Consider the following 23795-nt stretch of genomic DNA (forward strand, 5'->3'; position numbering starts at 1 on the left):
GTACTGGTTTAAAGTTAATCCACTATAAAACAAATGGCTCTAGACCAACAGAAATACTCTGTTAGACTAGAGCCAATCGTTTTCAGACGACCTCCCCAGACAAATCAACATCAGTCAGCGAAATGATCCACCTTGCTGCACTTACCCCTATCCGAGGAAACCCCATGCGCGCCGTTATTCAAAAAGTAAGCCATGCCCAAGTTGACGTCCTGAGCGAAGGACACCGCGAAACCAGCGGCAAAATCAGTCACGGCTTTTTGATTCTTTTAGGCATTACACACGATGACAACGAGGCCGATGCCTCCTATATCGCCGACAAAATAGCCAATCTGCGCATTTTTGAAGATGAGGCCGGAAAATTGAATCTGTCGCTTAAAGACACGGGCGGCTCAGTCTTGCTCGTTTCACAATTCACCCTCTATGCCGATGCGCGCAGCGGCCGCCGCCCCTCTTTTTCCGCAGCCGCCCCTGCCCGACAGGCAGAATCCCTGTATCAACGCACCGCCGAATTATTGCGCGCCCACGGTCTGACGGTAGAAACCGGCCGCTTCCAAACCCATATGCAGGTTTCACTCTGCAACGACGGTCCTGTCACCTTGTTGCTGGATTCCAAAAAACTGTTTTAAAACAAACACGATTAACCGCATATTGACCAAAATTCAGATAAGACAACAAAGGCTTAGGGTAAAAATATAGTGGATTAACTTTAAACCAGTACGGCGTTACCTCTCCTTAGCTCAAAGAGAACGATTCTCTAAGGTGCTGAAGCACCAAGTGAATCGGTTCCGTACTATCTGTACTGTCTACGGCTTCGTCGCCTTGTCCTGATTTATGTTAATTCCACTATAAAGCTGAGGTCGTCTGAAAAACTTATTCGCGGTTGCGCGCGTGCCAGAAATAACGCCACACGAAGCAGGGGAAGGCAAATATCAGGTAAAGGCAGATTACAGTAGCGTAAAACTCCCAGTCTTGATGCTGTACCGCGCCGGCACGAGACTCAAGGATGTAGGCGAGGACGGCGGTCAATATGAAGCCTGCCGCCAATTCGACGAGGTGATGCCCGAAATGTTTACGCTTGAGCGGAAACACGCCGAAAAATTTGGTGGTAACGAAGGGGGCATTGGCGAAGATGAGTGCCAATACCAAAAGGATGTACATGGATGCGGTCATGATGGTGTGTCTTTCTGTTTTCAGACGACCTCTTTGATTCAAAGGGTCGTCTGAAAAAACAATCTTGAGCTGCGTATCTTAACAAAAACGGCAGCCTCTGACACGGCTGCCGTTTCGGTTTATCGCCTTACAAAGTGTTTTCCAAAGCCTTTGCGCACCAGTCAATCATCGTTTGCGGCATAACGCCCCACAAAACCAACAAGAACGCATTGACGCTCAGGAAGAATTTGGCGGCATAGTTGCTGCCGATGGGTTGGTCATGGGTGGGTTCGTCGAAATACATGACTTTAACCACGCGCAGGTAGTAGAACGCGCCGATTAAGGACATAACGACCGCGAAGACCGACAACCAAACGTAATGGAATTTCAGCAACACCATGATGACGCCGAATTTGGCGTAGAAGCCCATCAGCGGCGGAATACCTGCCATAGAGAACATGACCAGCAGCATCAGTAAGGCAAACCAAGCATGGCGTTGGTTCAAGCCTGCCAAATCTTTGATTTCTTCACACTCGATATTGTCGTTGGACAATAACATCAATATGCCGAAGCCCGCAGCCGCCATCAAAGCGTAAGTAATGGCGTAATACAGACCCGCAGTAGAGCCAATTGAGCCTGCCATAAACGCCAGCAGGATAAAGCCCATGTGCGACACAGTCGAATAGGCAAGCATCCGCTTGATATTGGTCTGCATAATCGCGGCAAGATTACCGACCACAAGCGACGCAACGGCAAGGACGGCAAACATAGGCGCCCAGTATTGATGCACTTCGCCAAAACCGGTCAGCAAAATACGGAAGGCAAACATCACAGCGGCAATTTTCGGCGCCGTACCGACAAACGCGGCAACGGATGTCGGCGCGCCGTGGTACACGTCGGGCACCCACATATGAAACGGCACCGCACCCAGTTTGAACGCTATCGCCACGACGATAAACACCAGCCCCAGCTTCAACAGCCATTCGTTGGCAATCTCGCTGTACGACGACGCCAAAACAGTGGCAAAGTCGAGCGAATGCGTCGCGCCGTAAACCATCGAAATGCCGTAGAGCAGCAGGCCGGAAGCCAGCGCGCCCAAGACGAAATATTTGAGCGCGGCTTCGGCGGAACGGCCGGAATCGCGGCGTAGCGCAATCATGGCATAAAGCGACAGCGACAAAAGTTCCAAACCGATATAGGCGGTCAGGAAATGCGCCGCGCTCACCATCACGCTCATGCCTAACAGGGCAAACAGCGATAAAGTATAAAACTCGCCTTTAAAAATACCGCGCGCCTGATTGTACGGTTTGCTGTAAATAAACAGCCCGAAGGTCAATCCGTACAACACCAGCTTGGACAGGCGCGACATACCGTCGGCGATATACATTCCGTGAAACGCCAACGTACTGCCCTGCTCCCACACCGCCAGCTGCGTAACCGCCACGATAATGACGGTTCCCAAGCTCATCAAATGGGTCAGATAGCGGTTTTTATCGCTAATCCACAAATCTGCCAACAATACGGCAATCAAGAGCGCAAACAGCACGATTTCGGGCATGGCAGGCATTAAGTTCAAATCAATCAAGTTCATTCGCACACCTCAAATCTTGCTTTGCGCCACATGGGCAATCAAATCGTTTGCCGCCTGATGCACCACTTCGATAAACGCCTGCGGATACAGGCCCATACCCAATACCGCAACCGCCAAAATCGCCAGAATCGCAAATTCGCGGCAGTTGATGTCTTTCATATCGGCAACGTGCGGATTGCCGACCGCGCCGAAAATCACGCGCTTATACATCCACAGCGTGTAAGACGCACCGTAAATCAGCGTCAGCGCCGCCAGCGCGCCCACCCAGAAATTCACTTTGACCGCGCCCATAATCACCATAAACTCGCCCACGAAGCCCGAAGTCGCCGGCAGACCCGCGTTTGCCATCGCAAACAGCATCATAAACGCCGCAAACTTGGGCATCACGTTTACCACGCCGCCGTAATCGGCGATATTGCGCGTGTGCAGGCGGTCGTACATCACGCCGATGCACATAAACATCGCCGCCGACACGAAACCGTGCGAAATCATCTGAATGACCGCGCCTTTCAACGCCCAGTCGTTCAACTGGCCGTTAATGAACAAGAACATCCCCAAGGTAACGAAACCCATATGGCTGATGGACGAATACGCCACCAGTTTTTTCATATCGGTCTGCACCAACGCGACCATACCGATGTAAATCACCGCAATCAGGCTCAACACGATGATGACCGGCGCGAAATAGCGCGACGCGTCGGGCAGAATCGGCAGGATGAAGCGCAAAAAGCCGTATGCGCCCAATTTCAGCGTAATCGCCGCCAACACCATCGAACCGCCGGTCGGCGCCTCAACGTGGGCATCCGGCAGCCAAGTGTGCACGGGGAACATCGGCACTTTCACCGCAAACGACAGGAAGAACGCCACAAACAAAAGCTGTTGCACGCCCAGCGGAATCTGTTTGATGTTTTGGAAATCCTCAATCGAAAAGCCGCCGACTTGGTAAGACAGGTACACAATCGCCACCAGCATCAGCAACGAACCCATCAGCGTATAGAGAAACAGCTTCACCGACGCATACACGCGGCGCGGACCGCCCCATACACCGATAATCAGGTACAGCGGAATCAGCATACCCTCGAAGAACACATAAAACAGCAGGGCATCCCGTGCCGAAAACGCGCCGTTAATCAGGCCCGACATGATTAAAAACGCCGCCATATACTGCGCCGGACGCTTCTGAATCACTTCCCAACCCGCCAGCACCACCATCAACGTGATAAACGCGTTCAGAATGACAAACAGCACCGAAATACCGTCCACCCCCAGCGAGTAGTTGATTCGCAAAAGCGGAATCCACTCGTGGAACTCGGTAAACTGATAACCGCCGCTCAAACGGTCGAAACCCGTAAACAAGGGCAGCGTTACCAAGAAACCGGCAAGCGCACCGATTAAAGCGAGCACGCGGGCAAGCGGCGCACGGCTGTCCGGCCCCGTCGCCAAAACCAGCACGCCCGCAGCGATGGGTATCCATATTGCCAAGCTGAGTAGGTAGTTGGAAAACATAGTGGTTAACCTGTGGTTAAAATAAAAATATAGTTGTGTGGGTTGGTTTTTCAGACGACGTTTTAAGAGGTCGTCTGAAAAAGGTTGTTCAGGCTTCTGCTATTTGTCTCAAGCTAATTCTGCCGAATCTTCCAGCCGTAGGTCGGATTCTCGAATCCGACACGCTGTACTATTTTCTTTTTCATGTCGGATACAAGTATCCGACCTACAACTTGAATGGTTTTCTTTTTCAGACGACCTCAAACACTGCCTTCTTTCTCAATCACCAAAATCCGCGCTTCGCCGCACGGATGGGCGACGTGTTCCGTACCGATTCCTGCGTAGAAGATGTCGCCGCTTTTCAACCGAACGATGTGTTCTTCGCCGTTTTCTCGGTAGTGCATATCAACTTCGCCGTCCATCACGGCAAACACTTCCTCGCCGTCGTTGATGTGCCATTTGTAGGGCTGGTCCGTCCAGTGCAGGCGCACGGTGATGCCGTTCATATTGGCGATGTCGAGTGCGCCCCATGCACGGGAAGCGGTAAATTCGGCGGAGCGGATGGTTTGTTGTGTATCGGGCATTTTCGCGCCTCTTTGATTCTGTATCTAGATAAACCTGTCGATACAACTGTTTATTAAATCCCGTCATTCCCGCGCAGGCGGGAATCCAGAACGTAGATTTTAGGAAGCCTTTTTCCTTGACAGGTTTATGCGCCGATAGGTCTGGATTCCCGCCTGCGCGGGAATGACGACGGTCGGCAAATTCCGTATCTATCCAAGTAAATCAATTATGACCGAAATGTTGACTACGTCCCGTCGGCACGGTTGGTTTCCATCTCCAGTTTAATGAACGCATCAATCATGCTGCGCCAAACTGCTTCGGTTACTTCGGGCGACAAACCGGCCTTTTCGGCATAGGCACGGCGCGAGGCAATCACTTGCGCCACCCGTTCGGGCGCGGAAACCGCCTGCACATCGTTTTTAGGTTTCAGACGGCCTGCCTGCCGTACCAGCTTCTGCCGGCGGGCAAGTAATTCTATTAATTCCTTGTCCAAACCGTCGATGGCTTCGCGGACTTCGTCTAGGGTTTGCGGTAATTTGTCTTCAACCATTGTTTCTCATATTTCCTTTTTCAGACGACCTAAACGTCGTCTGAAAATCTCATCCTTATCTGAACAAGCCCCAGAAGGTCATGCCGAGCAATACCAATACGCCGAACACCATAGCGGCGGCGTAGGTGTAGATAAAGCCGGTTTGGACTTTGCGTATCTGAGCGGCAATCGCGCCAACCAGTTTGGCGGAGCCGTTGACGATGCCGTTGTCGATAATGGCGGTATCGCCGACTTTCCAGAAGAAGTTGCCCAATGCGCGCGTGCCTTTGGCGAAAACATTGAAATACAGGGCATCGAGGTAGTATTTGTTTTCAAACAAAACGTAAACCGGACGGAACGCCTGTGCAATTTTCGCAGGCAGGTGCGGCAGTTTGACGTACAAGAGCCATGCGCTCAACACGCCTGCGATAGCAAGGTAGAGTACAGGCGAATGCAGGCTGTGTGACACCATTGCCAATGCGCCGTGGAACTCTTCCTTCATGATGTGCATGGTCGGATGCGCGTCGGCATTAACAAAAATCACGTCTTTGAAGAAATCGCCGTAAAGCATAGGCTCGATGGCAACGTAGCCGATGATGACAGACGGAACGGCAAGCAAAATCAAAGGCAGGGTAACAACCAACGGGCTTTCGTGTGGATTGTCGTTTTTGCCCAAGCCGTGATGCTCTTCACCATGATGATCGTCATGATGCTCAGGCAGGCTGCGCCATTTCTCTTCACCATGGAACACCATGAAGTATTGGCGGAACGCGTAAAACGCGGTAACGAACACGCTGGCGAGGACGGCAAAATAGGCAAAGCCGCTGCCCGGCAGGGTGCTGTATTTCGCTGCTTCGATAATCGAATCTTTGGAATAGAAGCCGGAGAAGAACGGCGTACCGATCAGCGACAAGTTACCGATCAGCATGGTCAGCCAAGTAATCGGCATGTATTTTTTCAGGTTGCCCATGTGGCGCATATCTTGGTCATGGTGCATACCGATAATCGCGCTACCTGCGGCCAAGAACAGCAAGGCTTTAAAGAAAGCGTGGGTCATGACGTGGAACATCGCCACGGAATAGGCGGACGCGCCCAGAGCCACGGTCATGTAGCCCAGTTGAGACAAGGTGGAATACGCAACCACACGTTTGATGTCGTTTTGAATCACACCCAAGAAACCCATAAACAGGGCAGTAATCGCACCGATTACCATGATGACAGACAGCGCAGTGCTGCTCATCTCATAAATCGGAGACATACGCGATACCATGAACAGACCGGCGGTAACCATGGTTGCGGCGTGAATCAATGCAGAAATCGGGGTCGGGCCTTCCATCGAATCGGGCAGCCAGACATGCAGCGGGAACTGAGCCGATTTACCCATCGCGCCCACAAACAAGAGCAAACAGGTTACGGTAATCAACGACCATTCCACACCGGGGAACAGTTGGATAGTGGCCGTCTGAACATTAGGCAGATAAGCGAATACGTCCTGATAGCGCAGGCTGCCGCCGAAATAGGCAAGCACCAAGCCGATACCGAGCAAAAAGCCGAAGTCGCCGACGCGGTTGATCAAAAAGGCTTTCAGGTTGGCAAAAATCGCGCTCGGACGTTTGAAATAGAAACCGATCAAGAGATACGACACCAAGCCCACCGCTTCCCAACCGAAGAAGAGCTGGATGAAGTTGTTACTCATAATCAGCATCAACATGCTGAATGTAAACAAAGAAATATAGCTGAAGAAGCGTTGGTAGCCTACTGCTTCGTCGTGCATATAGCCGATGGTGTAGATATGCACCATCAACGACACGCCCGTTACCACGACCATCATCATCGCCGTCATCGTATCGACCAAGAAGCCGACGGAAAAATCCAAACCGCCCATCGTCAGCCAGGTATAGACATTATCGTCAAACTTGGCGCGGCTGCCGTCGATAAAGCCCCACAGCACATAAGCCGACAACACGGCGGACACCGCCACGCCGAGTATCGTAACCGTATGCGCGCCGGCACGTCCGATTTTATTGCCGAACAAACCCGCAATCAGCGAGCCTGCCAAAGGCACGAGGGCAATAATGAGATATAAAGTCATGTCGTTCATTTTGGATGAACCTTTTTGATTTTAGGAGTTTTCTAAACTTCAGACTGCCCGAAAGTTTTTTAGATTGGCTTGCCAATTCAACACTTTCAAGCTGCCTTCGTATCTTTATTAATGGGTTTTCAACCCATACTGCACACTAAATACTCAAATCTGATAAAGCTGTCCTTCAAGACAACGGGCTTTAATTGGTCATGTTATTTTTTCGTCGGGGTTAGCCCAACCTACCGCATCAGGTCGTCTGAAACGGTCTGAAATCGCTTTTCAGACGACCTCTATTCTTCCAGATTGACCATCAGTTTTTGTCTAACGGTTTTTGTCTAACGGTAATCTTTACATACTTCTATTTTCAGAGAACGCCAAAATTTTTTTGGGCTAACACCCTCTCTTTTAATGAAAAACTGGTCATCAGCATAAAGCAACATATCTATCTCTTTACCATTTTGTGTAAGGCTATAAAACTCACGACTCGGGTCGCCAAAATCGTCTTTATATTTAGCCAACTTCATGCCGTTATCCAAATATATTTTTTGTTTGACCAGTCGGTAAGTACCACGTCGTACCTTTCCAGACTCACCCTCTCTCTGCATGCAATATTGACGATTTGGAAATAAGGCAACAGTCACATGGTTTATTTTGCTTCCAGGAGGCCCCAAAAACGGATTTAGATATAACCCTGCCGGACGGCTGCTTTTAGCCAGCGCAACGCTAGAAGAGCAAGCGATCAAAAAAGCTAATAAGCCTAGCTTGGCATAATTCGATATATTTCTCATTTTTTATATTGGTTGGCGACCATACACTTGTAAACATATTGGGAAGGGGATCTGCATTTTCAGACGCCCCCCGTCGCCCTAACCTTTCAACTCGTCCAAATCGGCAACATTAATCGTTTTTCTGTTACGGTACACCAGCACCATAATTGCCAAACCGATGGCGGATTCGGCAGCGGCGACGGTCAGTACGAAAAATACAAAAATCTGTCCGGCGGTATCGCCCAGATGCTGCGAGAAGGCGATAAAGTTGAAGTTTACCGCCAAAAGCATCAATTCTATCGACATCAGCAAGACCAGCACATTTTTACGATTCATAAAGATGCCCATCGCGCTGATACCGAACAGGAGCGCGCCCAATACCAGATAATGCGTCAAGGTAATCATGCTTTGCCCTCCTCTTTCGGCTTGAGGTCGTCTGAAACTTCGTTTTCTTCCGCAGATTCGGTTTGCGGTTTCACGGCTTCCATTTTCACCAAGCGCATACGGCCTTGGTCGGCGCGCACTTTAACTTGGTCGGCAGGATCCATGCGTTTCGGATTGGTGGTTTTGCGGTGAACCAGCGCAATCGCGGCTACCATACCCAACAGCAACAATACCGCCGCCAGCTCAAACGGCAGCAGATAATCGGTATAAATACGGCTGCCCAAATCGCGGATGTTGTTGTAATCCGCAGGAATGTCTTTCATCAAACCAAATGCGGCAAGGTCGGTTTTCGGGTTGACCAAAATCAGGATAAGGGCAACTGCCAACAGCGTACCGACCACACCGGCAACAGGCGCGTGCCGCCAAAAACCGGCGCGCATTTCCTCGATGTCGATATTCAACATCATCACGACGAACAGGAACAGCACCATCACTGCGCCGACATACACCACCACCAGCGTCACGCCCAAAAACTCCGCCTGCATCAGCATCCAAATCATCGCGCTCACGCAGAAGGTCAGCACCAGATGCAAAGCAGCATGGACAGGGTTTTTCGCGGTAACGGTACGCAGCGCACCGTACAAAACGATGGCGGCCAATAGGTAAAACAGAATAAGTTGAAAGCTCATAATTTGCACTTTCCGTTTTGGGATATTTCAATCAATTTCGCGTTTCGGCTTTATCGGACGTGGTTTATTGGTTGCGCCAATAGCTTAAAAACTCATCCGCCAAGCCTTTGGGATTAGCACGTTCCGTCCACGCTAAAGGTACATCGTAATACTCCAATTCGTGAACCAACACAGGAATGTTTTTGCCAAACGTTCTGGCTATCACTCCCTCGGCAAACAGGCGTTGCACTACGGCAATTTGGGTTTCGATAAAGGCTTGGTAAAACTCGTCTGATTTCTCATCAATATCTTCATCATCGTTATTAAACATGGCTTCGTATTGTTCTTCGGTGTAAGCAAAGGGAGCATTTTCCAGCCATGTTCGAAGTTCTTGGTTATTCCCATATGCATCCACGCCCAATAATTCGGCTTCGTCTTGCAGCCAATAGGCATAGTTCCACTTGGCTTCATCATCTTGTTTGTGTGTCTCGCCCTGCTTTTTCACAAATTGTTGACGGGTGTTGTAGCTGACTAAAAGACTGGGCAACCATTCATCACCACCGCACAGCCAAAATGATAAGGCATACACATCATCCCGAGTCTCTTCAGGTAGACCTGCCAATGCGGTAGTGGTTTTTTGAAAAACCATATCTGCAAAGGCTTGTTGGTCATTCATTTTGTACTTCCTTAAGTAACGGCAGCAACTGGATTTTTAGGATTCGGATTACCTTCGAAACTTCGTAAACGCACGATTCGTACTTAACGGTACGGCGCGTCAGCGGCTTTGCGCTTGGCGATTTCGGCTTCGTATTTGTCGCCGATTGCCAAGAGGATCGGCTTGGTCATGTGCAAGTCGCCTTTTTTCTCGCCGTGGTATTCAAAAATATGCGTTTCCACAATCGCATCGGTCGGACAGGCTTCTTCGCAGAAGCCGCAGAAGATGCACTTGGTCAGGTCGATGTCGTAACGCTTGGTGCGGCGCGTGCCGTCTTCGCGTTCTTCCGATTCGATGTTGATCGCCATTGCCGGACACACCGCCTCGCACAATTTACATGCAATACAGCGTTCCTCACCGTTCGGATACCGCCGCTGCGCGTGCAGGCCGCGGAAACGTACCGATTGCGGCGTTTTCTCTTCGGGGAAATAAATCGTGTCTTTGCGGGCGAAAAAGTTTTTGAGCGTTACACCCATACCTTTGACGAGTTCGCCGAGCAAGAAAGTTTTTACTAAATTAGCCATATTCTGTTCCCTCAAAACAGGGATTCCGTTAAATATTCAAAACTGCGTTTATCAGACGACCTTGATACGTCGTCTGAAACTTATTTCCACAAATTCAGCGGCGAAATCATCCACACACCCAAAATCACGATATAGGCGAAGCCGATCGGAATCAGCACTTTCCAGCCCAAGCGCATGATTTGGTCGTAGCGGTAGCGCGGGAAGGTTGCACGAATCCACAGATACCAGTACAGCACCGCCGCCATTTTCACGAACATCCAAAATGCGGAAGGCGTGCCGACGATGCCCCAGCTTTGCGGGAATGGGGACAGCCAGCCGCCGAGGAACATCAGCGATGTCAGCGCGGCAATCAGAATCATGAAAATGTATTCGGCGAGGAAGAACAGCGCGAACGCAAAGCCGGAATATTCGACGTGGTGGCCGGCAACGATTTCGGACTCGCCCTCTGCCACGTCAAACGGTGCGCGGTTGGTTTCGGCAACGGCGGAAATCAGATAGACGATGAAGATGGGGAACAGCGGCAGCCAGTTCCACGAGAACACGGAACCGCCCGCGATGCCTTTTGCCTGCGCGGCAACGATGTCGGAGAAGTTCATGCTGCCCGACACCATCACGACGCACACCAGCGCGGCACTCATGGCAATCTCGTAGGAAATGCTTTGCGCGGAAGCACGCATTGCGCCCAGGAACGAATATTTGGAGTTGGAAGCCCAGCCCGCGATGATCACGCCGTAAACCGACAGCGAGGTAATCATCAGGATGTACAAAAGGCCGATATTGATATTGGTCAGCACCCATTCTTCATTGAACGGAATCACCGCCCACGCCGCAAAAGACGGGGCAAGCGACATAATCGGGCCGATGTAGAACAGGGCTTTGTTTGACAGCTTCGGACGGGTAACTTCTTTAAACAAGAGTTTGAACACGTCGGCAAACGGCTGAATCAGACCCCACGGGCCGGTTACGTTCGGACCGACGCGAAGCTGCATGAAACCGATGACTTTACGTTCGAAATAAGTCAGGTAGGCGACGGTTAGAATCAGCGGAATCAGGATAATCACGATTTTGACGATGACGGATACCACCAAGCCCACGGTGATGCCCAAATCGCCCAGACCGAGCGTTGCGGCAAAGAGGTTTTGGAACCATTCCTGCATAATCAAGCTCCCGCCAGTTCAATAGTGTCCATCAACGCACCCAGCGCGGCATTTTCGGTATGCAGCGGCAGATGCACCACGTTTTCAGGCAGTCCGGCATCGGCTTTGAGCATCACGGACACGCCTACGCCGTTTTGCTTGGCGATGGCGGTTTGTCCGTCTTGCAGGCCTAAGCGCGCCAATGTGTTCGGATTCACACGCGCGGCAGGCACGGCGGCATGGCTGGTTGCCTGCAACGGTGCGGAACGGCGCACGATGGCATCGGTGTGATAAATACCGACTCCGCCCACGCGCACGAGGCGGTTTGAGGTCGTCTGAAAATCTTTTTGAGTCGAAGCGGCGCGGTTGTTTAGTTTGGACGGCAGGCTTTCCGCATCCAGCGCATCTTTCAGAATCGCGGCGGTATCGTGGTATTCAAAGCCTTGCAGATCAAACAGGTTGCCCAATACGCGCAACACTTTCCACAGCGGACGCGAATCGCCGAAGCCCTGAACGACACCGTGGAAGGATTGCAGACGGCCTTCCATATTGATGAAGCTGCCCGATGTTTCGGTAAACGGCGCAATCGGCAGCAATACGTCGCACACGTCCAGCAGCGTTTCGCTGACAAACGGCGTAAACGCCATCACGCTTTTTGCCTGTTTCAACGCGGCTACAGCTTTTGCGCCGTCCGCCGTATCGATTTCCGGCTCGACGTTGAGCAGCAAGACTGCCTGTTTCGGCGCGTTTGCCATTTCGGCAACGCTCTCGCCCGAGTTCACGCCCAATACGTCCGCACCGACGCTGTTGGCAGCTTGCGGCAGAATGCCCAGCACCGCGCCAGTTGAGTCTGCCAGCTCTTGCGCGGCGGCATAAATGGCGGCGTAGTCAGGATGGTTTTGCACTTCCGCGCCCAAAATCACCGCTGCTTTTTCAGCGTTTTTCAGGCTCGCGGTAATCGCGTGTTCCGCATCGGCAGACAGGTTTTTCAGACGGCCTGCCCACTCGTCGGGATGCACCGCTTCTTGAGCCAGAAGCGGCATCAACAATTCTTCCTTGCTGCTGGCCAATACGCTCAAAGCCATGCGCTCTTTGGCGGCACGACGTAGGCGGGCAGTCAGGAGCGGCTGTTCTTTGCGCAGGTTCGCACCGACCACCAATACGGCTTCGTTGTCCGCCAGCGATTCGATACTTTGTCCCAACCATTGCGCACCATTGAGGTCGTCTGAAAGACGTTTGTCTTGTTGGCGCAGGCGGGTGGCGAAGTTTTTAACACCCAAGCCATCGGCAAGTTTTTTCGCCAGATACAGTTCTTCGACCGTATTCATCGGGTTCGCCCAAATGCCGACTTGGTTTTGGTTGCCGTCTTTGGCGATACATTCAATCGCGCTGCGGACATATTCCAACGCGGTTTTCCAATCCACGTCCATCCACTCGCCGCCCTGTTTGATTTTCGGGTTTTTCAGACGGCTTTCGTGATACAGGCCTTCATAGGCAAAACGGTCACGGTCGGACAGCCAGCATTCGTTGATGGCTTCGTTTTCCAGCGGCAGCACGCGGCGGACGGTATGGTCTTTGGTTTGCACAATCAAGTTGCTGCCCAAAGCATCATGTGCGGAAACGGATTTGCGGCGGTTCAGCTCCCAAGTACGCGCGTTGAAACGGAACGGTTTGCTGGTCAGCGCGCCGACGGGACACAAATCGATGACGTTGCCCGACAATTCGGTTTCCACCGCTTTGCCGATGAAGGGCATGATTTCGGAGTGTTCGCCGCGATTCGCCATCGCAATTTCCTGCAGGCCGGCGATTTCTTCGGTGAAACGTACGCAGCGGGTGCAGTGGATGCAGCGGCTCATTTCCTCGGCGGAAACCAAAGGCCCCATGTCTTTGCCGACGACGGAACGTTTTTCTTCGGTATAGCGGCTGGTGGTTTTGCCGTAGCCCACCGCCAAATCCTGCAACTGGCACTCGCCGCCTTGGTCGCAGGTCGGACAATCAAGCGGATGGTTGATGAGCAGGAACTCCATCACACCTTCCTGCGCCTCCCTCGCCTTCGCCGAATGCGTACGCACAATCATGCCGTCCGTTACCGGCGTGGCGCAGGCGGGCAGCGGTTTGGGGGCTTTTTCCACGTCCACCAGACACATACGGCAGTTGGCGGCGATGGAGAGCTTTTTGTGGTAACAGAAATGCGGAATATAAGTACCGAGCTTGTGCGCGGCCTCAATCACCGTCGCGCCCTGCTCCACAGATACCTGTTTGCCGTCGATTTCGATTTGTAACATGGTTCGTTCCTAGTTACGGGTATTTGATAAATAATCTTTTATGGAGGTCGTCTGAAAAATGGGTTTCAGACGGCCTTTTGAGTTTAGTTGGTAGTTAATGCTGTCAAAACACCACCACCTTGCCGTCATTCCCGCGCAGGCGGGAATCCATTCTTGGGTTTCGGTAACTGTTTTTCAAACATCGGTTTCTTAACTTTTGCGGTGATTCCCGCGCCGTAGCCTGTCCTCACGTATGCGGGGGCGGGAATGACGGCAGTTTTTAAAGTTCCAGAAATAAAACTAAACAAACAACACACCCGATAAATCCAACCATTCGGGATTTTGTTCTTCAATCAGTTTAATCTTCCATTCACGTCGCCATTTTTTCATCGCTTTTTCTTTGGCAACCGCTTCAGGCATATTCTCAAAAAACTCATACCAAACCAAATCATGCACATCATATCGGGCAGTAAAGCCATCAACATTGACATGGTTTTTGTGCTGCCAGACCCTTTCCGGCAAATTCATGGTAACTCCGATATAGAGTGTTCCGTTTTTACCGTTTGCCAAAATATATACGGCAGGTTGCCTAGCAAGCGGATGGTTTTGCATTTATTGTTTCCTGCAATATAAACAACTTTTTTCAATATCATTTACAGCCGTTTTCATCTGAAAACATCTGCCCACTCCCGCCGTCATTCCCGCGTAGGCGGGAATCCATTTTCGGATTTCGGCAACTGCTTTTCAAACATCGGTTTCTTTAGATTCCACTATGGATTCCCGCCTACGCGGGAATGACGGCTATTTATTTCCTCGTGTACGACAAATTTATTCTTCAGCAACCCATGAATAGCTATTGACATAACCTTTATGCACCTGGAACCTTCTGTTCATATCTTTAGCCAAAACTATTTTTAATAGTTTTCCTGCGGCTTTTGCAGCCAAATCAAATGCTTCATCAGGAGTTTTTCCCCTATCTTGATAAGCCTTCCATAAAGGATTTAACGGCGTATTCTGCCAAACCCAAGTGTTCGCACCACCAAACAAATCGCGGACAGCAAAAGGTTTATCACGATTTGCGCCTATCCATGCATAGACTGCTCCTTGAATAAAAGCACAAGCCAATTCTTTATCGTGCTCCGATTCAAAGATCCGGACATCCTGAATTTCAGTTTCTAACTTCTCAATCATTTCTATATCCCATTAACACCACTTATTCGGCTTCATCGGTCCGCCGTGTTCAATGTAATGCACAAACTCATCACGGAAATGCTTGGTAAAGCTTCGGACAGGGAAGACAGCGGCGTCAGCGAGGGCGCAGATGGTGCGGCCTGCCATTTGATTGCCGACGGAATCCAGCAAATCCAAGTCTTCCATGCGGCCTTTGCCTTCTACGATGCGGTGGACGATGCGGTAGAGCCAGCCGGTACCTTCGCGGCACGGGGTGCATTGGCCGCAGGATTCGTCGTAGTAAAAATAGCTTAATCGCTCAAGGGCTTTGACCATGCACACGTCTTCGTCCATCACGATAATCGCGCCGGAACCGAGCATCGAGCCGGCTTTGGAAATCGAGTCGTAGTCCATATTGGTCTGCATCATGATGTCGGCAGGCAATACGGGGGCGGACGAACCGCCGGGGATGACGGCTTTGAGTTTTTTGCCACCGCGCATACCGCCCGCCATTTTCAGGATTTCGGCAAACGGCGTGCCTAACGGCACTTCATAATTGCCCGGACGTTCGACGTGGCCGGAGATGCAGAACAGTTTGGTACCGCCGGCATTCGGAATGCCTTTGTCGGCGAACGCCTGACCGCCGTCACGGACGATAAACGGCACGGAAGCGAAGGTTTCGGTATTGTTGATGGTGGTCGGCTTGCCGTACAGGCCGAACGAGGCGGGGAACGGCGGTTTGAAGCGCGGCTGGCCTTTTTTGCCTTCCAGCGATTCGAGCAATGCGGTTTCTTCGCCGCAAATGTATGCGCCGTAGCCGTGGTGGGCGAAGAGTTCGAATTCAAAGTCCGAACCCAAAATATTTTTACCCAAAAAGCCTGCGGCGCGCGCCTGCTCCAAAGCGGCTTCAAAGCGTTGGTAGCCTTCGAAAATTTCTCCGTGAATGTAGTTATAGCCCGCTTTCGCACCCATCGCGTAACCGGCGATAATCATGCCTTCAATCAGGGCATGGGGGTTGAACATGATGATGTCGCGGTCTTTGAACGTACCCGGTTCGCCTTCGTCTGTGTTGCAGACGACGTATTTTTCGCCGGGGAAGGAACGGGGCATAAAGCTCCATTTCAAGCCGGTCGGGAAGCCCGCACCGCCGCGCCCGCGCAGACCGGAAGTTTTGACTTCGTCAATTACGTCGGTTTGCGAGATGTTTTCGGACAGGATTCTACGCAGCGCGCTGTAACCGCCGCGTTTGACGTATTCGTCCAATGTCCAGCAGTCGGGATTGGCGGTATCCACTTGGTCAAAAATCACGCCTGATTGGTAAATAGCCATTTTGGTGTGCCTGTTCGTTTTCGTATCGGTTGCGGCCGCTGTTTCAGACGACCTTAAGATGTCTTTGTGTATCGGCTTGTAACGTCGTCTGAAATAAAATCTAGTTTATCAAATCGATATTTTCAGACGACCTTTAATCGTTTTTGTTGGATCTCGACCACTTGCTTGTCTGCCGTCATTCCCGCGCAGGCGGGAATCCATCCTCAATGGTAAGCAATGTCTTATTAAATTCAGAAACCGAACCTTACCGGTGGATTCCCGCCTGCGCGGGAATGACGGCATTTCGGTATTTCCGTAGGTCGGATTCTTGAATCCGACATTTTTCCTTTTTACCCACTCTGTCGGATACAAGTATCCGACCTACGTTTAAATTGTCGTTTCAGACGACCTACTCCAACTCCGCCAGTTTCTTCTCAATCGCCTCTTCGGTCATAAAGCTGCACATGCTGTGGTTATTGACCAGCATAACGGGGGCGTCGCCGCATGCGCCCATGCATTCGCCTTCGACGAGGGTGAATTTGCCGTCGGGCGTGGTTTCGCCGTAGCCGATACCGAGTTTTTTCTTCAGGTATTCGCCAGTATCCATGCCGCCGCGCAGGGCGCAGGGAAGGTTGGTGCAGACGGTCAGTTTATATTTGCCGACCGGCTCGAGGTCGTACATATTGTAGAAAGTGGCGACTTCGTATGCCTGCGCAGGCGAGATGCCGATATAGTCTGCGACAAAAGCGATGGTCTCGGGAGCAAGCCAGCCTTTTTCGGTCTGGGCAATACGCAATGCGCCCATAATGGCAGAGCGACGTTGGTCGGCAGGATATTTTGCCAATTCAATATCAATTTGTTTTAAGGATTCTGCGGATAACATTATCGGTCAACCTCCCCGAATACGATGTCCTGCGTACCGATAATGGCAACGACGTCGGCCAGCATGTGGCCTTTTGCCATTTCATCCATGCCTTGCAGGTGGGCGAAGCCGGGTGCGCGGATTTTCAGGCGGTAGGGTTTATTTGCGCCGTCTGAAATGATGTAAACGCCGAACTCACCTTTCGGATGTTCGACAGCGGTGTAGGTCTCACCCTCGGGAACGTGCATACCCTCGGTAAAGAGTTTGAAATGGTGAATCAGGTCTTCCATACCTGTTTTCATTTCGGTACGTTTGGGCGGGGCGAATTTGTGGTTTGTGGTGATGACCGGGCCGGGATTGATGCGCAGCCAGTCGGCACATTGTTTGATGATGCGTACGGACTGACGCATTTCTTCCATACGGCAGAGGTAACGGTCGTAGCAGTCGCCGTTGACGCCGACAGGGATGTCGAAATCCATTTTGTCGTACACTTCGTAAGGCTGTTTCTTACGCACGTCCCATTCCACGCCCGAACCGCGCAGCATGACGCCGGTAAAGCCTTTTTGCATGGCGCGCTCGGGGGAGACGACGCCGATGCCGACAGTACGTTGTTTCCAAATGCGGTTGTCGGTCAGAAGGGTTTCGAGTGTGTCGATGTTTTTCGGGAAGCGCTCGCAGAAGGCGTCGATGAAGTCGAGCATGGTGCCTTCGCGGGATTCGTTGAGTTGCTTCAATACTTTGGCGTTGCGGAATTTGCTGCTCTCGTATTTGGGCATGAAGTCGGGCAGATCGCGGTAAACGCCGCCGGGACGGAAGTAGGCGGCGTGCATACGCGCGCCGGAAACGGCTTCGTACAAGTCCATCAGCTCTTCGCGGTCGCGGAAGGCGTAAAGGATGGCGGTCATCGCGCCGATGTCGAAGGCGTGCGAACCGATGCCCATCAAGTGATTGAGGATGCGCGTTACTTCGGCGAACATCACGCGGATGTATTGGGCGCGGATAGGCACATCAATTCCGGCAAGTTTTTCTACCGCCAAGCAATACGCCTGCTCGTTGACCATCATGGAAACGTAGTCCAACCTGTCCATATAGGGCAGGGCTTGCAGGTAGGTTTTGGTTTCCGCCAGTTTCTCTGTGCCTCGGTGCAAGAGGCCGATATGCGGGTCGGCACGGACGATGGTTTCGCCCTCCAACTCCAAAATCATACGCAATACGCCGTGCGCCGCAGGGTGTTGCGGGCCGAAGTTGATGGTGTAGTTTCTTAATTTATTGGCCACCGTAGTTCTCCTCACGGACGATACGCGGCGTGATTTCGCGCGGCTCGATGGTAACAGGTTGGTAAATCACGCGTTTTTGTTCTTCGTCGTAACGCATTTCCACATAGCCGGAAATCGGGAAGTCTTTACGGAACGGATGTCCGACAAAGCCGTAATCGGTCAGGATGCGGCGTAGGTCGGGATGGTTGTTGAACATGATGCCGTATAAATCGAAGGCTTCGCGCTCGTACCAATCCGCGCTGTTGTAAACGGGAACCACGGATTCGACCACGGGGAAATCGTCGTCTGAAACCCAGACGCGCACGCGGATGCGTTGGTTGTTTTTCAGAGAGAGAAGCTGGCTGACAACGGCAAAGCGTTTGCCCTGCCATGCTTCGTTTTTGTAAGTGCTGTAATCGACGCCGCACAAATCGACCAAAAGCTCGAAATGCAGTTCTTCATGGTCGCGCAACGTAGTCATCACTGAAACATAGTGTTCGGGCAGACACTCGACGGTAATCTCGCCCAAAGCGGAAATGACTTTGCTTGCCTGATTGCCCAAAACGCGGCTGACGGTTTCGTATAAGTTTTGAATGCTTGCCATATCGTTCCCTCCCCTACTCGTCCCGCGCGATGGTGGAAGTGCGCTTGATTTTTTGTTGGAGCTGCATCAGACCGTAAATCAGGGCTTCCGCAGTCGGCGGACAACCCGGCACATAAACGTCTACCGGCACGACACGGTCGGCACCGCGCACGACGGAATAGGAATAATGATAGTAGCCGCCGCCGTTGGCACACGAACCCATAGACAACACCCAACGCGGCTCGGCGAGCTGGTCGTATACGCGGCGCAGGGCGGGTGCCATTTTATTGGTGAGCGTACCCGCCACAATCATCAGGTCGGCCTGACGGGGAGACGGACGGAAAATAATGCCGAAACGGTCAAGGTCGTAACGCGCCATACCCGCGTGCATCATTTCCACGGCGCAGCAGGCCAAACCGAAAGTAACCGGCCACAGCGAACCGGTACGCATATAGTTCAGCACCGTATCCGCGCTGGTGGTGATGAAACCTTTTTTCAAAACGCCTTCTATTCCCATTCCAGCGCACCTTTTTTCCATTCGTAAACAAAGCCTACCGTCAGAACGACGATAAACACCAGCATAGACCAGAAGCCGTATGCGCCCAAATCTTTGAACACCACCGCCCACGGCAGCATAAACGCAACCTCCAAATCGAAGAGGATGAACAGGATGGCGACGAGATAATAACGCACGTCAAACTTCATCCTGGCGTTTTCAAAGGCTTCGAAACCACATTCGTAAGCCGCATCTTTTTCGGCGTAGTGGTGTTTCGGACCTAAAATCGTGCCGAGCAGGATAAACAGCACGCCGGCCGCAAGGCCGACGAGGATGAATACGAGGACGGGAAAGTAACTGGCCAACATGGGTTTATGCCTAACTGGTTGACAGACAAATCTTAATATCCTGCTATTTTATCGAATTTCAAAATCCATTAAAAGGTAAATGTCGGTCAACCTGCAAAAAAATCTTAATAAATTCAATAAGTTTATGATAACGATTCTTATTTGTGTTTTATAACAACCCAACTTCATTCCTTTACCCATATCAACGCCAATAAAATTGGATAGAAAATGCAACACCCACTGCCAGCCCTAAACCCAACAAACCCTTCCAATAAACCAGATTCGCTTTTCAGACGACCTTTTGTCCGTCTTTATCAGTAAGAATCTGCTAAAATCGCCCGTTTCCCACTTCAACCTGACAGCAGCAATACATGAATATCTTTTACGAAGAGTCCGGCCAATTCAAAGTCGCCGCCATCGTCCAAAAAAACGACGCCACCTACCAAGTCGATACCCAACACGGTAAGCGCACCAAAGTGAAGGCGAACAACGTCTTTACCGAGTTCGACGGCGATATGGCGGCGTTTTTGGAGAACGCGCAGGCGCAGGCGGCGGACATCGATACCGATTTATTGTGGGAAGTATGCGGCGAAGAAGAATTTTCCGCCGAAGCCATCGCCGAAGAATATTACGGTCATGCGCCGACCAAAACCGAGCTGGCGGCGACCTTGATTGCGCTGTACGCCGCGCCGATGTATTTCTACAAAAAAGCCAAAGGCGTGTTCAAAGCCGCGCCCGAAGAGACTTTGAAACAAGCGCTTGCCGCCATCGAACGCAAAAAACAACAAGACGCGCAAATCGACGCTTGGGCGGAAGCCTTGAAACGCGGCGAGATGCCGTCTGAAATCGCGGCGGATTTGAAAACCATCCTGCACGCTCCCGACAAGCAGTCGCTGACCTACAAAGCCTTTACCAAAGCCGCCGACGCGCTGAAAACCTCCGCCTACGAATTGGCGAAAAAGACGGGCGGCATTACGTCCATTCCCCAATATCTGCAAGACGGGTTTGAAATCAAATACTTCCCCAAAGGCACGGATTTCCCCGGCCTCCCCCTACCCGAAATGCCCGATCTGCCCAAGGCTGACGTTACCGCCTTTTCCATTGACGACGAATCGACAACCGAAGTGGACGATGCTTTGAGCCTGACCGATTTGGGCAACGGCACGAAGCGCGTCGGCATCCACATCGCCGCGCCGTCGCTTGCCGTTAAACCGGGCGACAAAATGGAAAAAAACATCATGGAACGCTTGAGCACGGTCTATTTCCCCGGCGGCAAAATCACCATGCTACCTGAAAACTGGATTGCCGCGTTCAGCCTTGATGCGGGCGCGTACCGTCCTGCCGTCAGCATTTATTTTGATGTGGATAGCGAGTTCAACGTCGGTGAGCCGACCTGCAAAATCGAAGCCGTCAACATCGCCGAAAATCTGCGCATCCAAACCATCGAGCCGCATTTCAACGCCGAAACCGGCTTGGACGAAGCCGGCGAAATGATGTTCGCCCACCATCAAGACCTGATTTGGTTCCACCAATTCGCCGTCGCCCTGCAAAAAGCACGCGGCAAATACGAACCCGACCGCGCGCCGCAATACGATTACAGCATTGAATTGGATGAAGAAGGCAAAGTCTCCGTCGTCCGCCGCGAACGCGGTTCGCCCATCGATATGCTGGTCAGCGAAATGATGATTTTGGCTAACAGCACTTGGGCGCAGATGCTCCATGACAACGACCTGCCCGGCCTCTTCCGCGTCCAACCCGCCGGAAAAGTGCGCATGAGCACCAAATCCGAGCCGCACATCGGCATGGGTGTGCAGCATTACGGCTGGTTCACCTCGCCGCTGCGTCGTGCCGCCGACTACATCAACCAAAAACAACTCCTCAGCTTGATAGACGACTCCGCCGAGCCGCTCTTCCGGCAAAGCGATGCCGAACTCTTCGCCGCACTGCGCGATTTCGACACCGCCTACGCCGCCTACGCCGATTTCCAACGGCAGATGGAAGCCTACTGGAGCCTCGTGTACCTGCAACAGCAAGGCACAAGCGAGCTGACCGCAACCATCCTCAAAGAAGACCTCGTCCGTATCGAAGGCCTGCCGCTGGTAACCCGCGCCACCGGCATCCCGTTCGACGCGCTGCCCAAATCGCAAGTCCTGCTCAAAATCACCGAGCTTGATCCCGAAAAGCAGTTTATCGCGCTGAACTATGTGAAAGCCGTTGCCCCTGCAGTTGCGTAAGTTTGCCGTCATGAAAAAAGGTCGTCTGAAAACCTGAAATATAGGTTTTCAGACGACCTCTTTTACGTCTTAACAGCCTCTAGCGAGTTTCCACCCGTTTGAAATCCCTCGGTCGGAAACCCAGAGTAGCCAGCGAAACGAAATACAAACCGCCGCCTATCGCAATCAGGATGCACAACTGCCCTGCTTTACGCAAAGCACCAACGTGTACCCAATCAAAAGGCAGGTAAGTATGTGCAGCCCATAATCCCCCGCCCATTACAACAAGCGACAGCACTATTTTAATCAGGAAAATTCCCCATCCTTTGCTAGGTTGGTAAATGCCGTGTTTGCGCAACAGGTAATACAACAGTCCCGCATTCATACACGCGCCCAAACTGACGGCGAGCGAAAGCCCGGCGTGCTTCAAAGGACCGATAAAGGCAAGGTTCATCAACTGCGTGCAGATGAGCGTGAAGATGGCGATTTTGACCGGCGTTTTGATGTTTTGCCGTGCATAGAAACCGGGTGCCAACACTTTGATCATGATAGATCCGAGTATACCGACAGAATTGGCAATCAGCGCTTGCTGCGTCATCTGCGCGTCAAACAGTGAAAACTTACTGGACATAAACAGCGTCGCCAACAACGGGAACGACAATACCGCAACCCCGACTGTCGCCGGCAGCGCCAGCAGCATACACAGACGCAACCCCCAATCGAGCAGTCCGGAAAACTGCTCGGTATTCTGATTGACGGCGTGTTTGGACAAAGTTGGCAGCAAAATCGTACCGAGCGCCGCACCCAAAACACCGCTGGGCAGCTCCATCAGACGGTCGGCGTAATACATCCACGTAATGCTGCCCGATTGCAGATAGGACGCAAAAATCGTGTTGATCACCGAAGAAATCTGTATCACGCTCACACTCAAAATCGCAGGTGCCATCTGTTTCATCACGCGGTTGACCGCTGCATCTTTGAAATTAAGCTTAGGCAACTTCAAAAAACCTAGTTTTGCCAACCAAGGCAGCTGGAAGCCGAGCTGCAAAATTCCGCCGACAAAGACCGCCCACGCCAACGCGGTCACAGGCGGATCAAAATAGGGGATGAAATATATTGAGAAAACGATAAAAGAAATATTCAAAAACGTCGGCGTAAATGCAGGAATACTGAATTTATGATAGGAATTAAGGATTGAGCCGACAAAGGAAGACAGAGAAATAAACAAGATATACGGGAACGTTATCTTCAGCAAATCGATGGAAAGCAAAATCTTTTTCGGCTCTTTAAAGCCGGGCGCGGAAGCCTGAATCACCCAAGGCGCGGCTAGAATGCCCAGCGCGGTAACGATGACCAAGACAAATGACAACATCCCTGCCACATGGCGAATAAACGCCTCCGTCGCTTCTTTCGAACGCGTTTCCTTATATTCCGCCAAAATCGGCACAAAAGCCTGGGCAAACGCCCCTTCCGCAAAGATACGGCGCAGCAGGTTGGGCAGTTTAAATGCCACAAAAAAAGCGTCGGTCGCCATGCTCGCACCAAACGTGCGGGCAATTACCGCATCACGCAAAAAACCAAGTATGCGCGACAGCATTGTTAAGCTACCGACCCTTGCCAAAGCCCCTAACAAGTTCATCCGTTTTATTCCTTCAAAAGTCCAGACGTCGTCTGAAAGACGCGTATTGTACGACAGAATAT

The 23795-nt window shown here is 51.6% G+C and carries 24 protein-coding genes; 2 read left to right on the forward strand and 22 right to left on the reverse strand.

What is annotated here, in order from left to right:
* Positions 1-164 precede the first annotated feature (164 nt).
* Complete coding sequence (gene dtd, locus HMPREF3277_RS09510) at positions 165-626, forward strand: D-aminoacyl-tRNA deacylase (RefSeq protein WP_070870963.1); 462 nt, start codon at positions 165-167, stop codon at positions 624-626.
* 244 nt (positions 627-870) lie between these two features.
* Here the strand turns inward: dtd and HMPREF3277_RS09515 are convergent, their stop codons facing one another.
* From HMPREF3277_RS09515 to HMPREF3277_RS09615, 21 genes are all read right to left on the reverse strand, one after another.
* On the reverse strand, positions 871-1170 hold the full coding sequence (locus HMPREF3277_RS09515) for a DUF2818 family protein (RefSeq protein WP_009310880.1): 300 nt from the start codon (positions 1168-1170) through the stop codon (positions 871-873).
* A gap of 127 nt (positions 1171-1297) precedes the next feature.
* Entirely contained in the window at positions 1298-2740 is a 1443-nt protein-coding gene (nuoN, locus tag HMPREF3277_RS09520) for an NADH-quinone oxidoreductase subunit NuoN (RefSeq protein ID WP_070870964.1), read from the reverse strand.
* A gap of 9 nt (positions 2741-2749) precedes the next feature.
* Positions 2750-4246, reverse strand: coding sequence for an NADH-quinone oxidoreductase subunit M (locus tag HMPREF3277_RS09525; protein WP_070602280.1), 1497 nt, complete (start codon positions 4244-4246; stop codon positions 2750-2752).
* 239 nt (positions 4247-4485) lie between these two features.
* Positions 4486-4809 carry a cupin domain-containing protein gene (locus tag HMPREF3277_RS09530; protein ID WP_070870965.1) on the reverse strand — a complete coding sequence of 108 codons (324 nt, stop codon included), beginning with the start codon at positions 4807-4809 and terminating at the stop codon, positions 4486-4488.
* Between the two features lie 224 nt (positions 4810-5033).
* Positions 5034-5339, reverse strand: coding sequence for a chorismate mutase (locus HMPREF3277_RS09535; protein WP_070870966.1), 306 nt, complete (start codon positions 5337-5339; stop codon positions 5034-5036).
* A gap of 55 nt (positions 5340-5394) precedes the next feature.
* Positions 5395-7419, reverse strand: coding sequence for an NADH-quinone oxidoreductase subunit L (nuoL, locus tag HMPREF3277_RS09540; RefSeq protein WP_070870967.1), 2025 nt, complete (start codon positions 7417-7419; stop codon positions 5395-5397).
* A 317-nt stretch (positions 7420-7736) separates the two neighbouring features.
* Positions 7737-8189: a hypothetical protein gene (locus HMPREF3277_RS15650; RefSeq protein WP_246830794.1), complete on the reverse strand. Its 453-nt coding sequence runs from the start codon at positions 8187-8189 to the stop codon at positions 7737-7739.
* A 78-nt stretch (positions 8190-8267) separates the two neighbouring features.
* Positions 8268-8573, reverse strand: a complete 306-nt coding sequence (nuoK, locus tag HMPREF3277_RS09550; protein ID WP_003759427.1) for an NADH-quinone oxidoreductase subunit NuoK — start codon at positions 8571-8573, stop codon at positions 8268-8270.
* Positions 8570-9241: an NADH-quinone oxidoreductase subunit J gene (locus tag HMPREF3277_RS09555; protein ID WP_070870968.1), complete on the reverse strand. Its 672-nt coding sequence runs from the start codon at positions 9239-9241 to the stop codon at positions 8570-8572. Before HMPREF3277_RS09555 ends, nuoK begins: the two co-directional genes overlap by 4 nt.
* A 64-nt stretch (positions 9242-9305) precedes the next feature.
* Entirely contained in the window at positions 9306-9896 is a 591-nt protein-coding gene (locus HMPREF3277_RS09560) for a hypothetical protein (protein ID WP_070870969.1), read from the reverse strand.
* Between the two features lie 83 nt (positions 9897-9979).
* Complete coding sequence (nuoI, locus tag HMPREF3277_RS09565; protein ID WP_002216341.1) at positions 9980-10459, reverse strand: NADH-quinone oxidoreductase subunit NuoI; 480 nt, start codon at positions 10457-10459, stop codon at positions 9980-9982.
* 80 nt (positions 10460-10539) lie between these two features.
* Positions 10540-11616 carry an NADH-quinone oxidoreductase subunit NuoH gene (gene nuoH / locus HMPREF3277_RS09570; RefSeq protein ID WP_002218648.1) on the reverse strand — a complete coding sequence of 359 codons (1077 nt, stop codon included), beginning with the start codon at positions 11614-11616 and terminating at the stop codon, positions 10540-10542.
* 2 nt (positions 11617-11618) lie between these two features.
* A complete protein-coding gene (gene nuoG, locus HMPREF3277_RS09575; protein ID WP_070870970.1) occupies positions 11619-13880 on the reverse strand; it encodes an NADH-quinone oxidoreductase subunit NuoG in 2262 nt (753 codons plus the stop codon).
* Positions 13881-14159: 279 nt separating this feature from the next.
* Positions 14160-14471 carry a GIY-YIG nuclease family protein gene (locus HMPREF3277_RS09580; RefSeq protein WP_070870971.1) on the reverse strand — a complete coding sequence of 104 codons (312 nt, stop codon included), beginning with the start codon at positions 14469-14471 and terminating at the stop codon, positions 14160-14162.
* A 216-nt stretch (positions 14472-14687) separates the two neighbouring features.
* On the reverse strand, positions 14688-15050 hold the full coding sequence (locus HMPREF3277_RS09585) for a hypothetical protein (protein ID WP_070870972.1): 363 nt from the start codon (positions 15048-15050) through the stop codon (positions 14688-14690).
* A gap of 12 nt (positions 15051-15062) precedes the next feature.
* On the reverse strand, positions 15063-16358 hold the full coding sequence (gene nuoF, locus HMPREF3277_RS09590; protein ID WP_070870973.1) for an NADH-quinone oxidoreductase subunit NuoF: 1296 nt from the start codon (positions 16356-16358) through the stop codon (positions 15063-15065).
* A 388-nt stretch (positions 16359-16746) separates the two neighbouring features.
* Positions 16747-17220, reverse strand: coding sequence for an NADH-quinone oxidoreductase subunit NuoE (gene nuoE / locus HMPREF3277_RS09595; protein WP_003750572.1), 474 nt, complete (start codon positions 17218-17220; stop codon positions 16747-16749).
* Positions 17220-18476, reverse strand: a complete 1257-nt coding sequence (gene nuoD / locus HMPREF3277_RS09600; RefSeq protein WP_070870974.1) for an NADH dehydrogenase (quinone) subunit D — start codon at positions 18474-18476, stop codon at positions 17220-17222. Before nuoD ends, nuoE begins: the two co-directional genes overlap by 1 nt.
* The gene (locus tag HMPREF3277_RS09605; protein WP_070870975.1) at positions 18466-19059 is read right to left on the reverse strand and encodes an NADH-quinone oxidoreductase subunit C; all 594 of its coding nucleotides are present in this window, start codon (positions 19057-19059) and stop codon (positions 18466-18468) included. The genes nuoD and HMPREF3277_RS09605 overlap by 11 nt, the downstream gene beginning before the upstream one ends.
* Positions 19060-19072: 13 nt before the next feature.
* Positions 19073-19555, reverse strand: coding sequence for a NuoB/complex I 20 kDa subunit family protein (locus HMPREF3277_RS09610; RefSeq protein WP_003677002.1), 483 nt, complete (start codon positions 19553-19555; stop codon positions 19073-19075).
* Positions 19546-19902, reverse strand: a complete 357-nt coding sequence (locus tag HMPREF3277_RS09615) for an NADH-quinone oxidoreductase subunit A (RefSeq protein ID WP_003741940.1) — start codon at positions 19900-19902, stop codon at positions 19546-19548. The genes HMPREF3277_RS09610 and HMPREF3277_RS09615 overlap by 10 nt, the downstream gene beginning before the upstream one ends.
* Positions 19903-20252: 350 nt before the next feature.
* Here HMPREF3277_RS09615 and HMPREF3277_RS09620 point away from each other — a divergent pair, with 350 nt between their 5' ends.
* Positions 20253-22115 carry a ribonuclease catalytic domain-containing protein gene (locus HMPREF3277_RS09620; protein WP_070870976.1) on the forward strand — a complete coding sequence of 621 codons (1863 nt, stop codon included), beginning with the start codon at positions 20253-20255 and terminating at the stop codon, positions 22113-22115.
* Positions 22116-22194: 79 nt separating this feature from the next.
* Here the strand turns inward: HMPREF3277_RS09620 and murJ are convergent, their stop codons facing one another.
* A complete protein-coding gene (murJ, locus tag HMPREF3277_RS09625) occupies positions 22195-23733 on the reverse strand; it encodes a murein biosynthesis integral membrane protein MurJ (RefSeq protein WP_070870977.1) in 1539 nt (512 codons plus the stop codon).
* Positions 23734-23795: the final 62 nt, after the last annotated feature.

The organism is Neisseria sp. HMSC70E02 (genome assembly GCF_001838645.1).
Lineage (GTDB): Bacteria > Pseudomonadota > Gammaproteobacteria > Burkholderiales > Neisseriaceae > Neisseria > Neisseria macacae.

Coding starts and splice junctions, on each gene's coding strand:
- dtd (WP_070870963.1), top strand. CDS start 165: ATGCGCGCCGTTATTCAAAAAGTAAGCCATGCCCAAGTTGACGTCCTG.
- HMPREF3277_RS09515 (WP_009310880.1), bottom strand. CDS start 1,170: ATGACCGCATCCATGTACATCCTTTTGGTATTGGCACTCATCTTCGCC.
- nuoN (WP_070870964.1), bottom strand. CDS start 2,740: ATGAACTTGATTGATTTGAACTTAATGCCTGCCATGCCCGAAATCGTG.
- HMPREF3277_RS09525 (WP_070602280.1), bottom strand. CDS start 4,246: ATGTTTTCCAACTACCTACTCAGCTTGGCAATATGGATACCCATCGCT.
- HMPREF3277_RS09530 (WP_070870965.1), bottom strand. CDS start 4,809: ATGCCCGATACACAACAAACCATCCGCTCCGCCGAATTTACCGCTTCC.
- HMPREF3277_RS09535 (WP_070870966.1), bottom strand. CDS start 5,339: ATGGTTGAAGACAAATTACCGCAAACCCTAGACGAAGTCCGCGAAGCC.
- nuoL (WP_070870967.1), bottom strand. CDS start 7,419: ATGAACGACATGACTTTATATCTCATTATTGCCCTCGTGCCTTTGGCA.
- HMPREF3277_RS15650 (WP_246830794.1), bottom strand. CDS start 8,189: ATGAGAAATATATCGAATTATGCCAAGCTAGGCTTATTAGCTTTTTTG.
- nuoK (WP_003759427.1), bottom strand. CDS start 8,573: ATGATTACCTTGACGCATTATCTGGTATTGGGCGCGCTCCTGTTCGGT.
- HMPREF3277_RS09555 (WP_070870968.1), bottom strand. CDS start 9,241: ATGAGCTTTCAACTTATTCTGTTTTACCTATTGGCCGCCATCGTTTTG.
- HMPREF3277_RS09560 (WP_070870969.1), bottom strand. CDS start 9,896: ATGAATGACCAACAAGCCTTTGCAGATATGGTTTTTCAAAAAACCACT.
- nuoI (WP_002216341.1), bottom strand. CDS start 10,459: ATGGCTAATTTAGTAAAAACTTTCTTGCTCGGCGAACTCGTCAAAGGT.
- nuoH (WP_002218648.1), bottom strand. CDS start 11,616: ATGCAGGAATGGTTCCAAAACCTCTTTGCCGCAACGCTCGGTCTGGGC.
- nuoG (WP_070870970.1), bottom strand. CDS start 13,880: ATGTTACAAATCGAAATCGACGGCAAACAGGTATCTGTGGAGCAGGGC.
- HMPREF3277_RS09580 (WP_070870971.1), bottom strand. CDS start 14,471: ATGCAAAACCATCCGCTTGCTAGGCAACCTGCCGTATATATTTTGGCA.
- HMPREF3277_RS09585 (WP_070870972.1), bottom strand. CDS start 15,050: ATGATTGAGAAGTTAGAAACTGAAATTCAGGATGTCCGGATCTTTGAA.
- nuoF (WP_070870973.1), bottom strand. CDS start 16,358: ATGGCTATTTACCAATCAGGCGTGATTTTTGACCAAGTGGATACCGCC.
- nuoE (WP_003750572.1), bottom strand. CDS start 17,220: ATGTTATCCGCAGAATCCTTAAAACAAATTGATATTGAATTGGCAAAA.
- HMPREF3277_RS09605 (WP_070870975.1), bottom strand. CDS start 19,059: ATGGCAAGCATTCAAAACTTATACGAAACCGTCAGCCGCGTTTTGGGC.
- HMPREF3277_RS09610 (WP_003677002.1), bottom strand. CDS start 19,555: ATGGGAATAGAAGGCGTTTTGAAAAAAGGTTTCATCACCACCAGCGCG.
- HMPREF3277_RS09615 (WP_003741940.1), bottom strand. CDS start 19,902: ATGTTGGCCAGTTACTTTCCCGTCCTCGTATTCATCCTCGTCGGCCTT.
- HMPREF3277_RS09620 (WP_070870976.1), top strand. CDS start 20,253: ATGAATATCTTTTACGAAGAGTCCGGCCAATTCAAAGTCGCCGCCATC.
- murJ (WP_070870977.1), bottom strand. CDS start 23,733: ATGAACTTGTTAGGGGCTTTGGCAAGGGTCGGTAGCTTAACAATGCTG.